This is a genomic window from Kocuria sp. KH4 (genome assembly GCF_053711175.1).
Genome location: NZ_JBSJYX010000007.1, coordinates 131,953 through 151,179 on the forward strand (window position 1 = coordinate 131,953; position 19,227 = coordinate 151,179).

A 19,227-nucleotide genomic window follows, 5' to 3' on the forward strand; every position below is an offset into this window, starting at 1 on the left:
GACCGGAGGACAGCCAACACCAGGACAGCGCCCGCACACTCACCACGGAAACGGCGGCGCCAGGCCGGCCGGTTCCCGACCGCAGAGCCGGATAGAAACCTCCCCGCACGGTTATGCAGAGAGGGCCTCGGCCGGCGTCTGAGGCTGCGCTCACGGGAACACTCGACGCCAAGCCTCGGCGTGGGATCTGGCGACGACGGAGATCACCGAGAACCACCGGTGCATCAATCATGGTGCTGGCGGTGACGTCGACCCGACACCAGGGACACGTGCGTGCGCAAACGCCCATGTGTCGGTGACCGACTTGCCCCCAGGCCTTGTCTGTTCTGATCAAGTGCTCTTCCGCAAAGAAGTCGTAGATCCGACTCCCACTGTTCCTGCTGCGGTACCGGCACGCTCGGCCCGTGATGACGGCGAGTCCGGTGGGCGCCGCGGCTGTGTTAGCCGGCTATGAGGGTGGAGGGACGGGCTGGTATCACGGGGTGAACTGCAGCACGGGGCCGCCCTGGGGGCGGGTGGGCATGCGGTGCAGGTCGAAACTCATGCCGGCGTCCTCCGCGGTCCAGTCGCGTCCGGCCAGGTGCGCAGCGGTCACCGCCATCAGCCCCACCGTGATGTCCTCCCCGGGGCACCGGTGTCCGGCCTCGGCTGAGCCGCCGCCCTGGGGGACGAAGTTCTCGATCTCGGTCGGGTCCAGGTCCAGGAACCGCTCCGGATCGAAATCAGCAGGGCGCTCCCACTCCCCGGGGTCGTTGTTGGTGCCCAGGATGTCCAGCAGCACCCGCTGACCCGCCCGGATCTGCTGCCCGCCCCACTGCATGGGACACCGGGCCCGGGCGGGCAGCATCGGCACGAATGGATACACCCGGCGCACCTCGTGGGCGAAAGCACGGGCCAGGGGACCTCCCACCGCGGTGCCGCGCTCGGCGGTCTCGGCCCGCAGGCGCGCGACCCAGTCCGGGTGCTCGTGCAGGGCCAGCGCGATGAAGGCCGCGAAACGGCTGACCGCGATCGTGGGACGGACCACGTTCTGCAGCTCCACCCCGGCGGTGTGCTCGTCCAGCAGCTGCCCGTCCGCATCACGGTGGGATGCGACCAGGTCCAGCACGGGCGCCTGCCCTGCCTCGTGCTCGGCCTGACCGATACATCCCTCGTCCGCGCGGGCCTGGGTGATCAGGTCCTTCGCCCAGGCGTCGCTGTCGCGGCGGGCGAGCATCGCCCGGACCCACGGGGATCCGGGCACCCCGAAGCCCTCGACGATCGCCGCCAGTCGCCGCGCCCGCTCCTCCATCCGGGGCGTGTCCATGCCGGTGCCCGCCCAGGACAGCACCGCGTGGCCGAAGACCCCCACCGAGGCCTCGTAGACATTGAGCGTCTCAGCGCCCTCCAGCACCCGGGCCCATTCCCGGTCCACCTCCGCCACCAGGACTTCGACCCGCGCGGGCGTGGTGGCGTGCAGGAACAGCTGCTTGCGGTGCCGGTGGGTGTCGTCGTCGAGCCCGTGCACGGCACCGCGCCCGAACAAAGGTGCCTTGACGACCATCGGCATCGCCCCGGCCCGGCGGAACTTGTCGGTGTCGTAGAAGAAGCGCACCGCCTCCGTTCCACGGATCAGCAGCGCCGGCCCGCCCATCAGTTTCAGCGGCGCAGCCCGGGCCGCGAGGTTGCCGATCCGCGCGCGCACCGCGTCGGCGAAGGTGTAGCCCTCGCGCAGCAGATCGACGGTGCGGTCGCTCACGGGCGTGCGCGCATGGACGGTTCTCATGGGATCTCCGATCGTGGAACGGTGTCGGTGCTCGGCCGGGACGCTCGTGATGCCTGGTTCCTCATCGTAGTGATCCGCCTTGTCCGCCCTTGCCTCGGTGCTGAAGGCAGACACCGCACCGAGGTCCTGCCCCAAACCGCACGGACTCCCCCAGACGACCAAGCCCCGGATAGGCCATATTGAGAGCCCGTGGCGAGGGCCGCTGGTCTGACGTGGATGGTGCAGAAGCCGTTCTCAGGGGGCGGTGCCAACACCGGGTGTGGTGTGCCGTCAGTGCAGGCCGCGCAGCCGGTAGCAGCGCCGGCCCGTCAGGGTGCCGTTGATCCGTACTCCCGCCCACACCGCGACCGGACACACCGGCCCGGCGACCACGATCCGGCGCGTCTATGCGGCATCGAGGGCGCGCAGCGCTGGGGTCGACCCGTGCGGACGGTCGGCCCCGGCCAGGTGGATCTGCTTCGTGCTTATCCCCTCGCTGCGGCCCTGTGCCCGGGCTGCAGCGCCACCGCCTGTCCCGCCGCATTGTTCCTGGGTGTTCTGCAGTGGTGGGGCCGGGCATCATCCCGTTTCCCACGACCTCTGCTGCCCGGCAGCAGGAGGTGCCCGCCCGTCCCGCATGACAGGGAACGGACGGGCACAGCCGGAAGGGTTTCCCGAGCACGGTGCGGTGAGGCCGATCGGTGCCGGGACAGCGGACTGATCACCGCTGTCGTGCTCCCCTGCCAGGAACTGCTGGTCAGGAGGCCGGGCCGGTGGTGTTGCGCGTGGCGTTCCGGTCGTGGGTGTCGCGGCGCAGGAAGGACAGCCCCACCATGGTCACGCCCAGGACCAGGTGCAGCCAGTCGTCGGCGGTGTTCAGGGGCACGAAGTTGGCCTGGGACTCCGGGCCCACGAGCAGGCCGTAGATCCACAGGACCAGGTAGACCAGCCCGCCCCACAGCAGGTAGCTGCGGGCCCCGGCGGCGGAGCGGGCCAGGGTCACGCCGGCCACACCGTAGAGCAGGTGGACGAGGTTGTGCAGCCAGGAGACCTGGAAGATGCCCAGCAGCATCGCCTCGGAGTGGTGGCCGGCGACCGCGAGCTGGTCGTAGTTGGAGGTGAGGCCGGGGATGAAGCCGGCCAGGCCCACGAGCAGGAAGACCGCCCCGTAGAGGAGGGCGGCGGTCTGGACGGGGGAACGTCGACTGGTGGTGCGGTGGGTGGGAACAGTCATGGTCTTGCCTCGTTTCGATCGTGGTGGGCAGGGCCCCTGGTCAGGGGGTGCGGTGGCCGGGTGCCGGTCGGTGTGGCCACGCCTGGTTGCTGGCGTGCTGGAGATGGTGGCGGGTTGGGTCAGGGGTTGGTGGTACGCAGTGTCATCCACGGGCGGCGTGGTGGTGGTGGCCTGCCGGTGGTGCCTCCTCACCGGTGGTCATCAGCAGTGCGGTGTAGGCAATCAGCAGGGGCAGGAACGGTACGGCCAGCACCCCGGCGACCTCGACGGCCAGCATCACCGTCAGGGTCGAGGCCCCGGTGGTCAGCAGGCCTGCCGCTCCGAGGCGGTGGGTGGTGGTGTCGCGCCGGTCGGGCAGCATCGTCAGCATCGGCACCAGACCGGCTGCGCAGATCAGCCACAGCAGCGCTACCCATTCCTGGGCGGGGCCGGCTGCTGCCAGCAGCGACCAGCCGACCAGCCCGAGCAGCGCCCCCAGGGCCATGGCGAACGGCAGACCCTGGGCCGGGTGTGTCCTGGCCGCTTCGGTTCCCCTGTCCGCCGCCGAGGCAACACCCTTCACTCCCGACATCGCCGCGCTCATGCCGTAACCTCGGCTCCGGGTGCTGCCTGCACCATGGGAAGGCCCGCCGGCGTCGTGGTCTCAGGATTTGAGTCCGCCGGTGCGGTACCGGGGTCGGTGAGCAGGAACTCGACCTTCGGCGACCCTACGCCCGAGTTCTCGTGCTCGGCCGACCAGCGCAGCAGATCCATCGCGGCCGGCTCCACGGACTCGGCCGCGCTGAGATCGACCACCACCCGGATGCCCGGCACCAGCCGGCGGGCGCGGCCGATCAGCGGGCGCAGACCGCGCTGATTGATCTCGGTCACCGCACCGGTGACCACGATGCGCACCTGCCGTCCGTCCAGGTCGACCTGCACGACAACAGCGATTTTCGGTTCCATGGCAGCACTTGCTTCCGAACAGAAGACGGGCGGCCACTTCTCAACCGCCCCCCCTACCCTAAGCACACTTACCTTGTGCTGACCAGCGCCTCACGACACCGGATACCCCTATCACCTGGAGGTGCCGCCACGGTCTGCATGGTTGGGCGCTGACCCGGCTCGTGGTGCCCGGCGTCCCTGCCGCGCGGCCTCCGGTGCACGGAGAACGGCCACCGATACGGCATCGGCGCCGGGCCGGACTCCCGCGGTGCCCCTGATGACCGGCCCGGCGAGGACTCCTTCGCCCGGGCTCCTTCCCACCGGCACCGCGACAGGAACAGTAGACTGATCATCAAGAGGGGGTCGAGACGGGGCGCTTTCTTTGCTGACGGCGTCGGCAGCGGCCATCGCGCCAGCCCGACCACCTCTGCCGAACGGCTTCTCCCATGTCCCCTGATCCTTCTCCCGGTGAGTTGACCACGGTCTTCGCCCAGCTGCACGGCCTCCTCCTGAGCCAGGACGACGCCACCACGGCCGTGGCCCACCTGGCACGGGTGGCCCACCAGGTGATCCCGGCCGCAGCCGGGGCCGGAGTCTCCCTGCTCGACGATGCCGGCACCCGGATCTCCACCGCGGCCACCGACCCGGCCGTGGAGGCCGCCGACGCCGCCCAGTACGAGCTCGGGCAGGGGCCGTGCTTGAGCGCCTGGGCCACGCAGGAGCCCCAGCGCATTGAGGACACCATCACCGAGACCCGCTGGGCGGGCTGGGCCGCCTCAGCGGCGGAGACCGGGATCCGCTCGGTACTGAGCGCCCCCCTGGTGCACCGGGACCGGGCGTTGGGGGCGTTGAAGGTCTACGCCACTGTTCCTGATGCTTTCGGGCAGACCGAGCAGGACCTGCTGGGACAACTGGCGCAGGCGGCGGCCACCCTGCTTGGGGCCGCCCAGCCCACCGAGGCCCCGGTGCGCCTGAGTGCGTCATTGAAGGACGCCCTGGCCACCCGGGAGGCCATCGGGCTGGCCACCGGAGTGCTGATGGCCCGGGACCACCTGGGCCCCGAGGCCGCGAAGTCAGTGTTGCTCGAACAAGCTCGCGCTCAAGGCCGGCGGGTGGCCGAGGTCGCCGCCGAGGTCCTGGAAACCGCTTAAAACCGCCTGCGAGGAGGATCACCGATGGCCACGCCACTGGGTGCCGACGACGAGGCAGTCGTCCACGAGCAAGCTCGCCGCCTGCGGGTCACGATGGTCGCCGCCGGCATCGACCGGGGCCGGCTGTGGCTGTACTACTTCAGCATCGGCGGGGAGGCCTCCGAGTTCGAGGTCGATGCTTACCTGCACCACTCCCTGCTCCTGCCCCGGTTGCAGCGGGACCTGCTGGCCCAGGCCGCCAACGAGATCCTCCTCGATATCGCCCCGCCCCAGGCCCCCTACGCCGCCGACCTCACCGGAACCCGCACCGCCTCTGCCCGGGATTCCCCGGCAGAAGAGACCAGGGCGCCGGTTGAGGACGGTCACGTGCTGGACCGCGACGACCTCGAGAACTAGACGTGCACGGCGCCCACCGGGCACGGACCGGGCAGCCTGGGCATCACATCGACCCCGGACGAAAGGCACACCATGACCGATCACCCGACGGGCAACGCCCCTCTGGCATCCCTTCAGGAGCTGCTGCTCGAGAGCGAGGACATCACCGGCTTCCTCCACACCTTCACCGCCGCCATCGCCGGAGCCCTGTCCGCCGACGGGGAGCAGGTGTGGTGCGCGGTGACCCTGCTGCGCCCCAAGCGGTCCACCACCGTGGCCGCCTCCAGCCCCGCCGCCGAGGCTTTGGATGAGATCCAGTTCCACTACGGCGACGGCCCGTGCCTGACCGCCGCCCGGGAGCACCGGATGGTCTACGTTCCCGACACCCGCACCGACGCCCGCTGGCCGGCCTACGGGCACGCCGCTGCCGAGGCCGGGATCCTCTCGGCTCTGGGCGTGCCCTTCGAGCTGGCCGGGGAGGCCGCCGCGGGCCTGGACGTCTACGCCGACCACCCCGAGGCCTTCGACGAGGCCATCCTGAAGGTGATCCAGGGACAGGTGGCCGCAGCCTCCACCACGCTGCGGCTGGCCGTGCGCATGGCCCGCCACCGCGACACCGAGACGGACCTCAAGACGGCCATGGCCTCCCGGACCACCATCGACCTGGCCGTGGGCATCATCATGGGCCAGAACCGTTGCACCCAGGAGAAAGCCTTCGAGATCCTCCGGGCGGCCTCCAGCCACCGCAACGTCAAACTACGGGACCTGGCCGCCGAGCTGGTCGCCACCGTGGGGAAGGGTCCGGCCAGCACCCACTTCGACGCCTGAGCACCCACCACGGGCTTCCTACCGCAGCACGGTCCGCCGCTAACCGGCCATATGCAAAGCGCAGGTGACGAAACCGCTGTTGAGACGGCCCTCCGCCAACCGGCCTTCCGGTCCAGCGCCATGGTTGGCGGATGCGCACGGGGAGTCGGGAGAGGGGCTGGGCGGGAGGATGCCCTCGTGGCAGGACGTGGGCGCCCTGCCACGCTTGTCTGGGCACCACCGTGTGATCGGTCAGGCGGTCTTCTCGGATGAGCGGAGGCGGTGCCGTACGAGTCGCTGCACGTAACCCGTGATGATGGCCTCGGCGCGAGCGGCCGTCATCCGCTCCGGTTCCGTGGCACGGGCGATGGCGACCCCGTCCAGCAGCGCCAGCAGCGCCGCCGCATCATCGGCCGTGCTCGCCGGGTCCAGCTGGACCAGCAGATGGGCCAGTCCGTTCTCCAGGGTCTGCCAGGCCGACCGGTGGGCGGCAGCGATGACCGCATCGGTGCAGGCCAAAGAGGTGAACGCCAGCCACACCACCGCTGCCGGGCGCCCGGCCTCCTCCACTCCGCCGAGCATCCGGGCGATCGCCAGTAAGTTCTCCTGTGCGGACCGGTCCGCATCGATGGCCTCGAGCAGCCCGGCGGTGACCCGGGCGGAGACATGGTCCATGGCCGCGTGCACCATCTGGGCGCGGGTGGGATAGGCGTGCTGGACCGCCCCGACCGACACCCCGGCCTGCTGGGCCACCGCTCGGACCCGGAGCCGGTCCACGCCCTGCTCGACGAGGACGCCCACCACGGCCTCGAGAATGCGATCCCGGGTGCCCTCAGCCACAACATGCCCCCTTCTCTCGGTTCAATACATCTGTATTGTACGGTGTTGGCATGAGCAAACAGCAGGTGGGTGGGTGGTGCTGGGTCCTGGCCGCGGTCCTGATCCCGGTGCAGGTGCTGGTGGCGGCCCGGTGGCCGCACCCGTATTCGTGGGGCTCCCACCTGATCAGTGATCTCGGGGCCACAATGTGCGGGATCGCCGATGCCGGGGCCCGGGTGGAGCGCTACGTGTGCTCCCCCTGGCACGTCCTGGCCAACGCGGCCACGGTCGTCAACGGGCTCACCCTGACCCTGGGGGCGGTGCTGCTGTGGTCGGTGTGGCCCCGTCGGCGCAGCGGCCGGGCCGGGTCCGTGCTGCTGGCCGCGGGCGGGCTCTGTGTGGTGGGCGTGGGGTTGACCCCATGGGATCTCCACCCCGACCTGCACAACTCCTTCGCCCTGGTCCAAGCACCCTTGCAGTGGGCGGGCATGATCCTGCTCATCCGGGCCACCTGGCACACGACGCTGCCCCGGGTAGTGCCGGTGGTCACCGCCGTGGGCGTCGTCGTGTCGGTGGCCGGCTTCGCCCTCTTCCTCGACGCGGTCAGCGGCGAAACCTCCCTGGCGCTGGGCCTGGGCCTGACTGAGCGCCTGGCTTTCGACACCCTCACGCTGTGGAGCGCCGTGGTCGGGGCCATCCTGCTGGCCTCCGGCCGGCGACCCCTCACGCACGCCACGGAAGCGCGCACCGCGCTTCCCCCATCGCCTGAACCTGGGAATGCCCGACCAAGAACCGGAGCGCGAGGAAACCCTTACTGCTCCACCGGACAAGCAACGGGTGGGGACTCGTCGATGAACGTGAACATGACAGTCATCACCGGCCCCGAGGGGTCCTCGGGGTCCGTGGGCGCCATGGCCGCCCGCAGCCGGGCCGGCAGATCGAGGACTGGTTCCTCCCACGGGATGAACCCTTCCCTGGTACCACAAACATAGGTGCCGACACGGATCTTGCCCTGCCCGTGAAGTCCCACGATGTAGTCGATGGCGTGCTCTTCGGTTCTTGGAAGGCCGTAAGCGGTGGCATCGTCGATCACGTTGGCGACCATCACCCAGTCGATCTTGTTGCGCTTCCGCAGCACACGCTCGAGCCCTGCATAGTCCGGGCTGCCCATCGCGCCTCCTTTCCTCCACTGTTCCCGTGGTCCCTGCGCCTGAAGTCGCGGGGCCAAGCCTGTCGCCCCGCCGTGACGACACGACGCCAGCGGTCACCGGTACGATCGCCGGGCTCCCAAGGGCCGTCGCAGGTTTACGGGATCTGGACCGCGCAGGTCTGACCCGTTGGTGTCCCGTCCAGGATGAACTGGAGTCTGAGGATCCCGGCCGCTTCCGGGGGCTGGGGCACAAACTCCCAAGCCGCCTCCCACTCGGTGCCGTCCCCAGCCGCCTGTCCGGCGACCAGCCGGTACTCGGTGCCGGCCTCATCCGTAAGCACCACCCCGACCCGGTCCAAAACGGCGAATCCCGGCATGAGCGGCACCGGCTCCTCCTCGGCCGCCTGGTCCTGCCGCCGCTGGGCCCAGGCCAGGCGGGCGTCCTGGAACTGCCCGTCCCGGCGCATGATCTCGGCTCCGCGCACCGCAGCGAGACTGACTCGCACACCCTGGACACCTGGCGGCTCCTGCGCGTGGGCAGACAGCTCGGCGGCGAGATCGATCTCGGCGAAACGCACAGCGATCCCGTCGCTGGTGGCGATCACCAGATCGGCAGGGGCAGACACGATGAATCCCATGCCCCCACCGTCAAGACATCGACACGCCTCAGGCTCTCCCGCCACACGCCCCCGCCCTGCACTCGTCGGCCGAACTCAAGAAGCACCGCAAGCGACCACAGGACACTACCCCGCACCCCCAGGCACGAACCCCTGCTGCAACATCGCTTGCGTGGGATCCGCGCCGATGGAGGTCTTCGATAGAGTCGCCCCACGGTATGGCCGACCTGTCGGCAAGGACTACTCGCGGGTTTCGTCCGAGAGGGCGAGAGAACGGGTCTACCGGACCGTCCTCGGCTCCAGGAGCCACCGGAGGGGCGTCAGGAGAAGGTGTACTCGACGTCGGCAAAGTCGTCGGCGGCGATGACGTAGAACACGCGCAGCACCTCGATGCCGGTGTTCCGGGCGCCGTGCTCGTGGCCGCCGGGAATGAAGACGTTGGACCCGGGGCGGACCGGGTGATCGATGCCCTCGAGGGTGACCACACCCTCCCCGGCGAGGACATAGTACGTCTCGACCTGGTTGTGACGGTGCAGGGCGAGGAAACCGCCCTCGGGCAGCTCGGCCACCCCGGTGACCAGAGATTCGCTGGGCGTCGTTCCGGCGGAGAACAGGATGCGCCAGGTGAGGCGTCCCCGTTCGTCGTGCCAGCCCTCAACGGGGTGGTCGTCGTCCTGGAGAACCAAGGAGGCGTCAGCGGCGTCGGGGTCGATGTCCATGTCTTCACTGCACATTGTCGGTCTCCTGCCCGTTCGTCGGCTGCCCGTCCATCTCCTGCCCCCGAGGCCCCGGCTGGGGCATCTCCGGCGGGCCGAGCAGCGACCCTGGCTCGTCGCCCATCGCCGGTGAGGCCGGCTCCGCTCGGCCCTCCCCTTCCGGACGGGGCCCGTAGTAGCGGCCCAGCCAGCGGCATAGACCGTCGAGGCCGGGAAAGAGGACGCGCTCGGTCATATTCGCCTGGTCCAGGTGATCACGGATCCGCCACTTCAGCCCGGGGGGAATGACCACCTTCCGGTAGAGCTCAGGATGCTCGCCCAGCCACTCGTGCAGGGAGCCCGTGGCCGCGGACATGGCGGAAAAGACCGCCGCTTGGTTCACGATCCGCTCGTCCAGGGACGGGGGCTCGAAGAACAGCGGGACCGGCCGCCCGTGCTGGTCCTGGAACCGGTCGAAGTCGGCCATGCTGTAGGCGACCCGCCCCAGCATGTCGGTGGTGAACAACCCCGCCGCATGCGCGGTGATCTCTTCGCGCAGCGGCGCCGGCAACAGTTCGTGCACCGCGGCGTAGTCCACGCACCACACCGCGCCAGGCATCTTGTAGCAGTGCGGGTCCGCGGTGGCGAAGTGCAGGGCCACATAGGGAGAGTTCGACCAGTCCAGCAACCGGGTGGGCAGCCCGTGGTGCTGCGCCACGGACAGCCAGTTCCAATCCGAGTCTCCCGGGGAGGTGTCCCGGGCGGCGTACTTGCGGAAGTTGCGCAGGATGTGCGGCTCGATCTGCTCGCTCGAGGAGCCCCGGAGCCGGAAGAGACTGGTGTCCAAGTCCCGGTCGGCGAGGGCGTGGCCACGGTACACCACGTTGATCCGCAGGCTTCCGCCGGAGGGTTGCCAGTCGTTGTGGGTCAGGGCCGCGATCAGCCCGTACAGGTCGTCGTCGTCGATTTCGATGACCGAGTCCGCACCAGCGGCATCCTTCCCCGTGCTCACCACCGGCTCTTCGCCTGCCCCGTGCCGGCGTCGAGCAGCGGCGGTTCCTTGCTCCGGTGACGCAGGCGCTGGCGCAGGGCGGCCCGGGAGTGCCCGGCGGTGCGCAACCGGGCACCCGCGTAGGTCACCCCGCCGCGCGCCCGGACAGCCACGGCCGCCCACACGCACACCGACCGCTCCAGCACCCACAGTGGAGCCCACAGCACGGTGCCGGCAGGAAAGACCCGGACACCCTCGGCTTGGCGTCGACCCGTCTCGGCCACCGCGCACACGGCGAGGGCCCCCGCGGTCAAGCCAACCGGGTACCGCACGGCCCAGCACATCAGTGGCAGCAGGGACAGCTCGGCGAGCAGACGATGAGGCTGGGCGAAGTCGTCGTAAGCCTGGCGGACGCGCTGGCCGAGGAAGTGGGACACCGTGGGAGGCACCCGGCCGACCAGCACGTCCGGGGCCACTCTTTCCCGTCCACCGGCCGCGCGCACGGTACGGACGAGCTCGAGGTTCTCGAACAGGACGTCACCGTCGTAGCCGCCGGCGGTGAGCAGGATCGAGCGGCGCACCCCGAGGGTGCCGGGCCAGTCCCCGCCCAGGGCACGTTTGAGCAGGGCGCGCCCGGAGTCCCAGCGGGCCTGCCAGGGCAGTTCCAGGTAGTAGTTCTGCGCACGGACCTCCTCGGCCTGCTCCAGCAGCCCCACGATCCGTTCCAGGGTGACCCGGGTGTGGCGCACGTCGTCGTCGGCCACCACGATCCGCTCCTCACGGGCACGGAGCACGCCGTTCATCACGCCCGCGACCTTGCCGTTGGCTCCCGGCCACGGCTCGGGGCGGACGTGCTCGACCGACTCCGGCAGCGCCCGGCGATGGGCGGTGAAGAGCTCCGCGGCGGAGCCGTCGACGACTGTGACGGGCAACCACGTCACGACCTCGGCCAGGTAGCGGGCGAGCCCTGCCAGGTCGGCGTCGTCGGCCCACTTCAGCGGCAGGACGTAACGGGCATCGGCCAGAAAACCGGAAGCGGGGGACTCCGCGACGGGGCGCCCGGGAGGCCCCTCGGCCGGGGCTTCATCACGGCGGTCAGCCTTCAGGAAGACGGTGTGGTCCACAAGAGCATCCTTTGTCGACAGAGACGCACTGCGGGCCGGCTGCTCGACCACTCCTCACCCTAACCACATGCATCCCCGGCAGGCCAAGCATTCTGCGGATAACGGCTGCTTCGATCCCCCGGGCCCGTCCGGAGGCCGCAGACGGTGCCCCAGGGAGTCCACAGGAGCCGGCCACGACGACCACTCCGGCGCGAGGGTTCCACCGCCGATGTCCTCGGCCCGATGGCTGATGCCCCGCGGTGGGGACTCAGCGGCCCGTCGGGCGCGTGGAAGGATCCTCGCCCCGGCGCATGGCCGGCAGGCGCTCGACCCGGTGGGTGAGTCCGGTCAGACCCGTGCTCATCCGGCGCAGTGCGGGAGCTGCCCGCTCCGGTCCGCGGGCCACCGCCCCGTCCACGAGATCTCGGACCCGGTCCAGCACCGACAGGGGCACGGCCGCGACCACGTTGCCGGGCGGGCGCCGGGCCACCACGGGGTGAGCCCGGGTGGGCGCGGTGCGCCGGACCACCTCCCAGGCCAGCCCGAGTCCGCGCAGTCGAGCTCGGCACAGGGCCGTCTGCAGCCGCGGGAGCAGGACGTCCTCCTCGTCGCGCACGTCCTCCCGCAGCACCTCGACCAGCCGGGCCAGCACCGGCTCCCGCGCCGGATCGCCCTCCTCCAGGCTCTCGAGGGCGGTGACCAGCTCGTTGACCTCTTGGTGCTCCCGCTCCACCTGCAGCGTCAGCTCGTGCCCGTCCGGCAGGACCCGGCGCATCACCGGCCACAGCACGGCCTCCTCGGCGAAAGCGTGCGGGAACACCAGGCGATAGACCTGCAGCAGCACCCGCCCCTGAGCCGACCCGGTGGTGGCTTCGAGGTCCTCCAACAGGTCCTCCAGTTTGACGTGGTCACGCCGCTGCCGGGTCAGCACGCTCAACCGTCCCCCGAGCTCGTCGACCTTCTGCTCGGCGATGGATCTCATCATGACGACCTTTCCGAAAGGGCCCGTTCCAGGGCCGCCTCACCAGAGACACTCGTCGGGGTACGGGCGGGCGCACGACCCCGGCCACGTCGCACCGTGGTGGCGTTCTCACCGATGACCGCACCTGCAAAACACAGTAAGAATACTTAGATAAACGTCATCATCCAGCGGCCAGTCGTCAAGCACACGTGGACCCCATCCGCACAGGAATCCCCTGCTACAAGACTTGCGGCGGGAACCGGCGTGTTTGCGTCCTCGTGGTCTCCGGTTTCCGGTTGGCGGCTTCCACCTGCTCGTTGTGGGGCCCACGATGGTGGAAAGGCAGTCGACGAGGAGCGGATCTGGTGCGGACTTTCGGTGTGGAGGAGGAGCTGTTGCTCGTCGATGCGGTGACTCTGATGCCGTTGGCCGCCGGCGAGGCGGTGGTCGACCACCACGAACAACACGCGGGTTCGGCGACGCACCTTCCTGGCGCCGTGCCCCCGGTCGCGGAGCCGGCCGACGTGTCCCCCGGTCATGGCCTGACGATGGAGCTGCAGCAGGAGCAGATCGAGGTCGTCAGCCCGCCCCAGCACACCCTGGACGACCAGATCGCCACCATCCGGGCCGGCCGGACGTTGGCCGATGCGGCCGCCCGCGCTGTGGGTGGGCGGGCGGTGGCGTTGGCGACCTCGGTATCGGCTGACCTGCCGCACCTGGTGCCGGAGGCCCGCTACCGCCGGATCCAGCAGCACGTGGGATTGCTGGCCGCCGAGCAGCTGACCTGCGGGTTCCACGTGCACGTCGGCGTCGCCTCCCGCGAGGAAGGGGTGGCGGTGCTGGACCGGATCCGGGTGTGGCTGCCGGTGCTGCTGGCGCTGAGCGCGAACTCCCCGTTCTGGTACGGCGTGGACACCGGTTTCGCGTCCTACCGGTACCAGGCCTGGTCCCGCTGGCCCACCGCCGGGGCCGGTGAGATCTTCGGATCGGCGGCCGGGTACGACTCACAGGTGCGGTCCCTGCTGAACTCCGGGGTCCCGCTGGATGACGGCATGATCTACTTCGACGCCCGGCTCTCGGCCCGTTTCCCGACCGTGGAGGTGCGGGTGGCCGATGTGTGCCTGGACCCGGTCCACGCCGCAGTGATCGCCGCGCTGGTGCGCGCCCTGGTGGAGACCGCCGCCCGCGCCTGGGCCGCCGGGGAGCCACCGGCCCCGGTGGGGGTCACCCAGCTGCGGGCTTGGTCCTGGCGTGCGGCCCGTTCCGGGGTCGAGGCCCAACTGGTGAGCCCCGTAACCGGTACGGCGGCCGCGGCTGGGGAGGTGGTGGCCGAGCTGCTGGAGCTGCTGCACCCGGTGCTGTCCGAGGCCGGGGAGGAAGAGCACGTCCAGGCCGTGGTCGCGACCATTCTGCGCGAAGGGACAGGGGCCCGCCGACAGCGCGAGGCCTATGCGTCCCGCCACGATCTCCACGACGTGGTCGCCGCCGCCCTGGATCTGGGCGGCACGAGCACGGCAGCACCGCACTCCAAGCCGATGTGAGCGTGCACCACCGGCCACGCTGGAGCCGGCCCCCTATCCGGTAATCCGCACCTGATGCTCCGAGGTGGGCACCAGCAATAGGCCTGCCCTGGTCAGCGCGATGCCGGGCGCCTAGCCTGGGACCAGGTCCAGCAGCCGGCCTCGCATGTTCCCGTGGCGAAGGAGCCACCACCATGGATCTGCAATTGAGCGTGCTTACCGGCATCGACCCGGTCACCCACGGGGTGCATCTGGTTGTTACCGGGACCTTGACCGAGGACAACCATCAGCTCGTGCTACGGGTGCTCCAGCAGGCCCAGGCTCGCACCGCCGGTCTCAAGGTGCTGGTGGATCTGACCGGAACCACCTCGTGGGAAGCCTCCGCGGTGGACCTTCTGCTCTGGGAGATTGACCACCACGACCCCGACGGGTCCCTCTCCCCGGTGGGGTTGGTGGTTCCAGCGCCGCCGACGTCCTCGTCGAGCTCGGGAGCCGACGCTGTCCCGGCGCCCCGGACCCTGTGGGCCGGTGCGATCCGGAGAGGAGCCGGTCATGTCCGCTGATGAGGCCATCACGACCTACCTGGCAGACCACACCGATCAGCTGCTGGCCGGATTGGTGGAGTGGGTGCGGATTCCCTCGGTGGCCGGGGTCCCAGAACGCAAGCACAACCTTCTGCGGTCGGCCCACTGGTTGGCCGGGCAGTTGCGCGAGATCGGGTTCCCGACCACGGAGATCTGGGACGGGGTGCAGGGCCCGGCCGTCTACGGGTCCTGGTGCGAGTCCCCCGGGGCGCCGACGGTGCTGGTCTACAGCCACCACGACGTGCGCGCGGTCAAGGAGCAGAACTGGGACCAAACCTCCCCCTTCGACCCGGTGGCCCGCGACGGGCGGCTCTACGGCCGGGGCACCTCCGACGCCAAAGGCCAGGTCACCGCCCACCTGTGGGGCATCCGGGCGCACCTGGCCGCCACCGGGCGCAAGGTCCCGGCGGTGAACGTCAAGTTCCTCGTCGAGGGCGAGGAGGAGGCCGGCTCCCCCGCCCTGGCCGGGCTGTTGGACGAGCACTCCCGGGAGCTGGCCGCCGATGTGGTGATCTTCTCCGACACTCTGCTGTGGCGCGCCGACCACCCGGGACTGTGCACCGGGGTGCGCGGGATGCTCGGGGCGCGCCTGGAGGTCTACGGTCCGTACACCGACATCCACAGCGGGGCCGTCTCCGGGGTCGCCCCCAACCCCGCCCTGGAGATCAGCCGGTTGCTGGCCCAGCTCTATGACGAGCACGGCCGGATCACCCTGCCCGGCTTCTACGACCGCGTCCCCGAGATTCCCGCGGCCCGCCGGGCTGAACTGGCCGCGCTGCCCTTCGACGAGGCCGACTGGCTGGCCCGTTCCCACACCCGCAGCATCGGCGGCGAGACCGGCTACACCGTGCTGGAGAGGCTGTGGGAACGCCCGGCCCTGGAGGTCATCGCCCTCGTCGCCGGGGACCCGGCCGGAGTCTCACGGGCGACGATTCCCTCGATGGCTGCCATGGACCTGAGCATCCGCACCGTGGTCGGGCAGAAGGTGCACGAGGTGGCCGAGCAGTTGCGCCACTGGGTGGACGATCGGGTCGGGGACGGCTACGGGTACGAGTTGTCGATCTCGGTCGAGACCGCCCAGGAGGCCTACCGCACCCCCGACACCCCGATCCTCGGGGCCCTGGAGCGGGCCATGGCCGCCGGCTTCGCCGTGGAGGAGGTCGGGCGGATGGGCAATGCCGGCGGCGGGCCGGCCGCGCTGCTGGCCACGGCACTGGATGCGCCGGTGGTCTTCTTCGGCACCGGGCTGGTCGAGGACAACTGGCACGACAGCGACGAGAGCGTGCGCATCGACCTGCTCACCGCCGGGGCCGCCACCTTGGCCCACCTCTGGGACGACCTGGGACACCACGACACCGGACACACCACCAGGTAAGACCCAGCACAGGATTTCGGACCGACATCGTGGGAGGGACAGATGGACGACACCACCGCCGGGTCCACCCAAGCCTGGCTGCTGAGCGAGGCCATGGATCGTGAGCAGTTCACCTTGCACGTCCTGTGGTCGGGCTACCGCGGGCAGGGTGTGAGCGTGGAGCAGTTCGAGATCGAGGCCTACCTGCACCAGTGCCTACACCTGCCGGCCTTCCAACGCGACATCCTCATCCACGCCGCCAACCACCTGCTCGAGGCCCACCACCAGCCCCTGCTGCCCTACACCCGGGACCTGCTCCACGGCGCCGACACCACACCCGAGGAGTAAAACTCGGCCCCGGGGCCCCGCCTTCAGGAGGACATCGACATCGCCGGTGACCTGACCTGCCGGTGCCAGAGGGGGCGCAAAGCGCACCACCCCTGGTCAGGAGAGTCTTCCGGCTTTAGCCTGGGTGGGGTCCAGCAGGCGGCCACGTCACCTGTCGTCGCCAGGAGCTGATCACCATGACATCGTTCATGCCTCCCTGTGGACCCGTCCACGGCTGGACCGACGGTGAAGTCATCCGGGCGACCGGGATTCCTTATGCCACGGCCGGCCGGTTCACCGCCCCCACCCCTGCACCGGACTGGGCGGAACCCTTTGCCGCCACCGCTCCGGCCCCGGCCTGCCCGCAAGTTCGTTCCCCTTTTCTGGAGGAGGTCCTCGGCGGGGCCATGGGCGATCTCCCCCGGGACGAGCACTGCCAGCGGCTGTCGGTGACCTTGCCCCGCGATGTAGGAGCAGGAGAGATGCTGCCGGTGATGGTGTGGATCCACGGCGGCTCCTACACCACTGGGGCCGGGGACGCCGCGATCATGGACCCGGCCCGTCTGGTCGCCGAACAACGCGTGGTGGTCGTGACGGTCACCTACCGACTCGGGCTGTTCGGCTATCTGGGCTCGGGCCACCACCGCCCGGCCAACCTCGGGCTCCTGGACCAGATCGAGGCCTTCCGGTGGGTGCAGCGCAACATCGCCGCCTTCGGCGGGGACCCGGACAATGTGACCGCGTTCGGTCAGTCCGCCGGGGCCGATGCGGTGGCCCACCTCATGGCTACGCCCGAGGCCGCCCCACTGTTCCGCCGAGCCATTCTCCAAAGCCCCCCACTGGGCATCACCCGCGGACGAGCCGCGATGAACGAGGCCATGAACCGTGCGGCCGAGATCGTCACCGCCGACACCCCCGTGGCCGAGGTGGTGGCCCTTCAAGCCGAGGTCGCCGCCCACGCCGCAACCTTCGGGCTCATGGGCGCGATGGCCTTCGGCACCCAGTACGGCCACCACCCCCTGCCCGAGGAAGAAGAGATCGAGGCGGCCTGGGACCGCGCCGCTCCGCACATCGACGTCCTCATCGGCCACACCACCGAAGAAGCACGACTGCACATCCCCACCGCCACCACCCTGCAACGGTGGATCCGCCTGCCCGTGGTCGGGGCGCTGATCCGCCGCGCCGTGGTGCGCTACGTGACCGCAGCGGTCTACTCCACCGCGATCCGCCGCTTCGCCGCCCGCCATGTGCTCGCCGGAGGCACCGCCCACACCTATCAGATCTCCTGGGCCGCTGCCGGCAACGAGTACGGGGCGGCCCACGCCATCGACCTGCCGCTGCTCTTCGGCCACGAGCACACCTGGGCCGGCACCGGACTCGTGGCCGGCGCCGAGTGGGAGGAGATCGACGCCCACGGCCGCCAGCTACGCCGGTTGTGGGCCGATTTTGCTCGCGGAACCCCACTGGGAGCCAAGGGCGGAGTGCCGGGGGCACTGAGCTACCGGCGTGCCCAGAACCTGCCCTGGACAACGGCGAACGGGCGGACCAGCGCCACCTGGGCTGGGGGCACCGCGGTGGCGTCGGCCCCGCCCACCCGCTGTGTGCCACCCTCACAGGCAACATCGAACTTGGCGACGCCCCCCGCGCAGAACCATCATCCTGTGGAAGTCACACCGCTATCGTGACCGGAATGGGAACAGATCAGGCAGACCAGCACGGTATGAGACCGACCACACTCAGAGCCCTGCGCAGCACCGTCGGCCGGGAGAGCACCACGTTCGGGTTCTCCATCCTCGTCACGGTGACCTTCGCAGTGATGCAGAACCTGCACGGCACACCCGGGATGGCCGAGATCTTTGCCTACGCGGCCGGTGCTGTCCTGTCGTTCACGGTCCTGGAAGGCCTGCTTTCCGGAGGTTTCCGGCGTCCGATGCCCCAGCACCCCACCCAGACACTGGCCCTGGGCACGAGCATGAACGTCCTCTCCGTCGGGTTGGGCATGGGGGCAGGATGGCTGGTGGGGACGCTACTCACCGGCTTGCTCGCCTGGATCCTCGCCCCACTGACAGGCAGCATCGTCTATCTGCTGCTGGAAAGCGCCGAAGCCGCCATCGCCGAGAAGATCCTCCTCGCCAAGGGAGACCCCGACGCGGACCGCACCACACCCTAGGTGCTGCACAAGCGACTGGAGACCTGCACAACAGACAACCCTCGCGGCGACACGGTCCGCGCCAGGCATGATCGGTGCTGGTTCCACCGCAGGGTCAACCCCGGATTTCCGTGGCGATCAGCCTGTAATGCGCCACACGTGAGGCGGCGGACGTCGAGCCACTCAGGCACCGCCGTTCGCAGTCGAGACAGCACCTATCGAGCGGAGCCCCGTAGCACCGGCAGTCCCCTAACCGGCCATATGTAAAGTACTAAACTACTTCGGCAGTGCCGCGAGACGATCTACCAGGCGCTCTACCAAGGCACCCGTCGCGGACTGCACCGGCGGCTGATAGCCCGGATGCGCACGGGACGGTCAATGCGCCGGCGCCGTCGGCGCCCGCACTAGCGGACCCCGTGCTTCATCGCCCCGAGGCTGCTGATCGACCAGCGCCCGGACGTGGTCCAGGAGCGAGTTCGGATCGACGACTGGAAGAACGACCTCATCGTGGGGCTGAAGGGACGCTCGGCAATCGGGACGCTGGCGGACCACACCAGCCGCTACGTCTGCCTAGTGCACCTGCCGCACGGCCACGGGTCAAGCCCCGAGAAGTGGTGTAGCGATCTTTCGTAGGGGTCAGGCGGTGAGGGCGGTCAGGGGGTCGGGGATCACCTCGCTTCCGGTGCGGGCCACGGGGGTGAGCCGGCAACGGGTGAGGACCT

The 19,227-nt window shown here is 70.0% G+C and carries 20 protein-coding genes; 10 read left to right on the forward strand and 10 right to left on the reverse strand.

All coding sequences use genetic code 11. The features are described 5' to 3' along the window. Positions 1-475 precede the first annotated feature (475 nt). From ACWCOM_RS07755 to ACWCOM_RS07770, 4 genes are all read right to left on the reverse strand, one after another. A complete protein-coding gene (locus tag ACWCOM_RS07755) occupies positions 476-1,765 on the reverse strand; it encodes a cytochrome P450 (RefSeq protein WP_454548165.1) in 1,290 nt (429 codons plus the stop codon). A gap of 736 nt (positions 1,766-2,501) precedes the next feature. Then, positions 2,502-2,978: a DUF4383 domain-containing protein gene (locus tag ACWCOM_RS07760; RefSeq protein ID WP_454548166.1), complete on the reverse strand. Its 477-nt coding sequence runs from the start codon at positions 2,976-2,978 to the stop codon at positions 2,502-2,504. A 142-nt stretch (positions 2,979-3,120) separates the two neighbouring features. Then, the gene (locus ACWCOM_RS07765) at positions 3,121-3,561 is read right to left on the reverse strand and encodes a hypothetical protein (protein WP_454548167.1); all 441 of its coding nucleotides are present in this window, start codon (positions 3,559-3,561) and stop codon (positions 3,121-3,123) included. Further along, on the reverse strand, positions 3,558-3,923 hold the full coding sequence (locus tag ACWCOM_RS07770) for a hypothetical protein (RefSeq protein ID WP_454548168.1): 366 nt from the start codon (positions 3,921-3,923) through the stop codon (positions 3,558-3,560). Before ACWCOM_RS07770 ends, ACWCOM_RS07765 begins: the two co-directional genes overlap by 4 nt. 425 nt (positions 3,924-4,348) lie before the next feature. Here ACWCOM_RS07770 and ACWCOM_RS07775 point away from each other — a divergent pair, with 425 nt between their 5' ends. The 3 genes from ACWCOM_RS07775 to ACWCOM_RS07785 all read left to right on the forward strand — a co-directional run bounded on the left by ACWCOM_RS07775 (position 4,349) and on the right by ACWCOM_RS07785 (position 6,256). Then, entirely contained in the window at positions 4,349-5,053 is a 705-nt protein-coding gene (locus ACWCOM_RS07775; protein WP_454548169.1) for a GAF and ANTAR domain-containing protein, read from the forward strand. A 24-nt stretch (positions 5,054-5,077) separates the two neighbouring features. Beyond that, complete coding sequence (locus ACWCOM_RS07780) at positions 5,078-5,449, forward strand: hypothetical protein (RefSeq protein ID WP_454548170.1); 372 nt, start codon at positions 5,078-5,080, stop codon at positions 5,447-5,449. Between the two features lie 72 nt (positions 5,450-5,521). Next, positions 5,522-6,256 carry an ANTAR domain-containing protein gene (locus tag ACWCOM_RS07785; RefSeq protein ID WP_454548171.1) on the forward strand — a complete coding sequence of 245 codons (735 nt, stop codon included), beginning with the start codon at positions 5,522-5,524 and terminating at the stop codon, positions 6,254-6,256. 231 nt (positions 6,257-6,487) lie between these two features. Here the strand turns inward: ACWCOM_RS07785 and ACWCOM_RS07790 are convergent, their stop codons facing one another. Continuing rightward, a complete protein-coding gene (locus tag ACWCOM_RS07790; protein ID WP_454548172.1) occupies positions 6,488-7,075 on the reverse strand; it encodes a TetR/AcrR family transcriptional regulator in 588 nt (195 codons plus the stop codon). 50 nt (positions 7,076-7,125) lie between these two features. On the opposite strand from ACWCOM_RS07790, the gene ACWCOM_RS07795 reads away from it, so the two are divergent. After that, positions 7,126-8,046, forward strand: coding sequence for a DUF998 domain-containing protein (locus ACWCOM_RS07795; RefSeq protein WP_454548173.1), 921 nt, complete (start codon positions 7,126-7,128; stop codon positions 8,044-8,046). A 313-nt stretch (positions 8,047-8,359) separates the two neighbouring features. Here ACWCOM_RS07795 and ACWCOM_RS07800 read toward each other — a convergent pair whose 3' ends face one another. From ACWCOM_RS07800 to ACWCOM_RS07820, 5 genes are all read right to left on the reverse strand, one after another. Then, positions 8,360-8,842: a hypothetical protein gene (locus ACWCOM_RS07800; RefSeq protein WP_454548174.1), complete on the reverse strand. Its 483-nt coding sequence runs from the start codon at positions 8,840-8,842 to the stop codon at positions 8,360-8,362. 299 nt (positions 8,843-9,141) lie between these two features. Continuing rightward, positions 9,142-9,540 carry a cupin domain-containing protein gene (locus ACWCOM_RS07805; protein WP_454548175.1) on the reverse strand — a complete coding sequence of 133 codons (399 nt, stop codon included), beginning with the start codon at positions 9,538-9,540 and terminating at the stop codon, positions 9,142-9,144. 4 nt (positions 9,541-9,544) lie between these two features. Beyond that, on the reverse strand, positions 9,545-10,528 hold the full coding sequence (locus ACWCOM_RS07810; RefSeq protein WP_454548176.1) for an FRG domain-containing protein: 984 nt from the start codon (positions 10,526-10,528) through the stop codon (positions 9,545-9,547). Next, entirely contained in the window at positions 10,525-11,631 is a 1,107-nt protein-coding gene (locus tag ACWCOM_RS07815) for a glycosyltransferase (protein ID WP_454548177.1), read from the reverse strand. Before ACWCOM_RS07815 ends, ACWCOM_RS07810 begins: the two co-directional genes overlap by 4 nt. A gap of 247 nt (positions 11,632-11,878) precedes the next feature. Beyond that, a complete protein-coding gene (locus ACWCOM_RS07820) occupies positions 11,879-12,595 on the reverse strand; it encodes a hemerythrin domain-containing protein (protein ID WP_454548178.1) in 717 nt (238 codons plus the stop codon). 341 nt (positions 12,596-12,936) lie between these two features. On the opposite strand from ACWCOM_RS07820, the gene ACWCOM_RS07825 reads away from it, so the two are divergent. The 6 genes from ACWCOM_RS07825 (at position 12,937) to ACWCOM_RS07850 (ending at position 18,526) form a co-directional block, all read left to right on the forward strand. Next, the gene (locus tag ACWCOM_RS07825; RefSeq protein WP_454548179.1) at positions 12,937-14,112 is read left to right on the forward strand and encodes a glutamate--cysteine ligase; all 1,176 of its coding nucleotides are present in this window, start codon (positions 12,937-12,939) and stop codon (positions 14,110-14,112) included. Between the two features lie 173 nt (positions 14,113-14,285). Further along, entirely contained in the window at positions 14,286-14,654 is a 369-nt protein-coding gene (locus ACWCOM_RS07830) for a hypothetical protein (protein WP_454548180.1), read from the forward strand. Further along, on the forward strand, positions 14,644-16,050 hold the full coding sequence (locus ACWCOM_RS07835) for a M20/M25/M40 family metallo-hydrolase (protein WP_454548181.1): 1,407 nt from the start codon (positions 14,644-14,646) through the stop codon (positions 16,048-16,050). Before ACWCOM_RS07830 ends, ACWCOM_RS07835 begins: the two co-directional genes overlap by 11 nt. A 42-nt stretch (positions 16,051-16,092) precedes the next feature. Next, a complete protein-coding gene (locus tag ACWCOM_RS07840) occupies positions 16,093-16,377 on the forward strand; it encodes a hypothetical protein (protein WP_454548182.1) in 285 nt (94 codons plus the stop codon). 188 nt (positions 16,378-16,565) lie between these two features. Beyond that, positions 16,566-18,041, forward strand: coding sequence for a carboxylesterase family protein (locus ACWCOM_RS07845; protein WP_454548189.1), 1,476 nt, complete (start codon positions 16,566-16,568; stop codon positions 18,039-18,041). A gap of 5 nt (positions 18,042-18,046) precedes the next feature. Further along, positions 18,047-18,526, forward strand: a complete 480-nt coding sequence (locus ACWCOM_RS07850) for a hypothetical protein (protein ID WP_454548183.1) — start codon at positions 18,047-18,049, stop codon at positions 18,524-18,526. Positions 18,527-19,227 lie beyond the last annotated feature (701 nt).

What these genes read in the sequence shown, in the direction of transcription:
- ACWCOM_RS07755 (WP_454548165.1), bottom strand. Translation starts at nt 1,765, where the DNA reads ATGAGAACCGTCCATGCGCGCACGCCCGTGAGCGACCGCACCGTCGAT.
- ACWCOM_RS07760 (WP_454548166.1), bottom strand. Translation starts at nt 2,978, where the DNA reads ATGACTGTTCCCACCCACCGCACCACCAGTCGACGTTCCCCCGTCCAG.
- ACWCOM_RS07765 (WP_454548167.1), bottom strand. Translation starts at nt 3,561, where the DNA reads ATGAGCGCGGCGATGTCGGGAGTGAAGGGTGTTGCCTCGGCGGCGGAC.
- ACWCOM_RS07770 (WP_454548168.1), bottom strand. Translation starts at nt 3,923, where the DNA reads ATGGAACCGAAAATCGCTGTTGTCGTGCAGGTCGACCTGGACGGACGG.
- ACWCOM_RS07775 (WP_454548169.1), top strand. Translation starts at nt 4,349, where the DNA reads ATGTCCCCTGATCCTTCTCCCGGTGAGTTGACCACGGTCTTCGCCCAG.
- ACWCOM_RS07780 (WP_454548170.1), top strand. Translation starts at nt 5,078, where the DNA reads ATGGCCACGCCACTGGGTGCCGACGACGAGGCAGTCGTCCACGAGCAA.
- ACWCOM_RS07785 (WP_454548171.1), top strand. Translation starts at nt 5,522, where the DNA reads ATGACCGATCACCCGACGGGCAACGCCCCTCTGGCATCCCTTCAGGAG.
- ACWCOM_RS07795 (WP_454548173.1), top strand. Translation starts at nt 7,126, where the DNA reads ATGAGCAAACAGCAGGTGGGTGGGTGGTGCTGGGTCCTGGCCGCGGTC.
- ACWCOM_RS07800 (WP_454548174.1), bottom strand. Translation starts at nt 8,842, where the DNA reads ATGGGATTCATCGTGTCTGCCCCTGCCGATCTGGTGATCGCCACCAGC.
- ACWCOM_RS07805 (WP_454548175.1), bottom strand. Translation starts at nt 9,540, where the DNA reads ATGGACATCGACCCCGACGCCGCTGACGCCTCCTTGGTTCTCCAGGAC.
- ACWCOM_RS07820 (WP_454548178.1), bottom strand. Translation starts at nt 12,595, where the DNA reads ATGATGAGATCCATCGCCGAGCAGAAGGTCGACGAGCTCGGGGGACGG.
- ACWCOM_RS07830 (WP_454548180.1), top strand. Translation starts at nt 14,286, where the DNA reads ATGGATCTGCAATTGAGCGTGCTTACCGGCATCGACCCGGTCACCCAC.
- ACWCOM_RS07835 (WP_454548181.1), top strand. Translation starts at nt 14,644, where the DNA reads ATGTCCGCTGATGAGGCCATCACGACCTACCTGGCAGACCACACCGAT.
- ACWCOM_RS07840 (WP_454548182.1), top strand. Translation starts at nt 16,093, where the DNA reads ATGGACGACACCACCGCCGGGTCCACCCAAGCCTGGCTGCTGAGCGAG.
- ACWCOM_RS07845 (WP_454548189.1), top strand. Translation starts at nt 16,566, where the DNA reads ATGCCTCCCTGTGGACCCGTCCACGGCTGGACCGACGGTGAAGTCATC.
- ACWCOM_RS07850 (WP_454548183.1), top strand. Translation starts at nt 18,047, where the DNA reads ATGGGAACAGATCAGGCAGACCAGCACGGTATGAGACCGACCACACTC.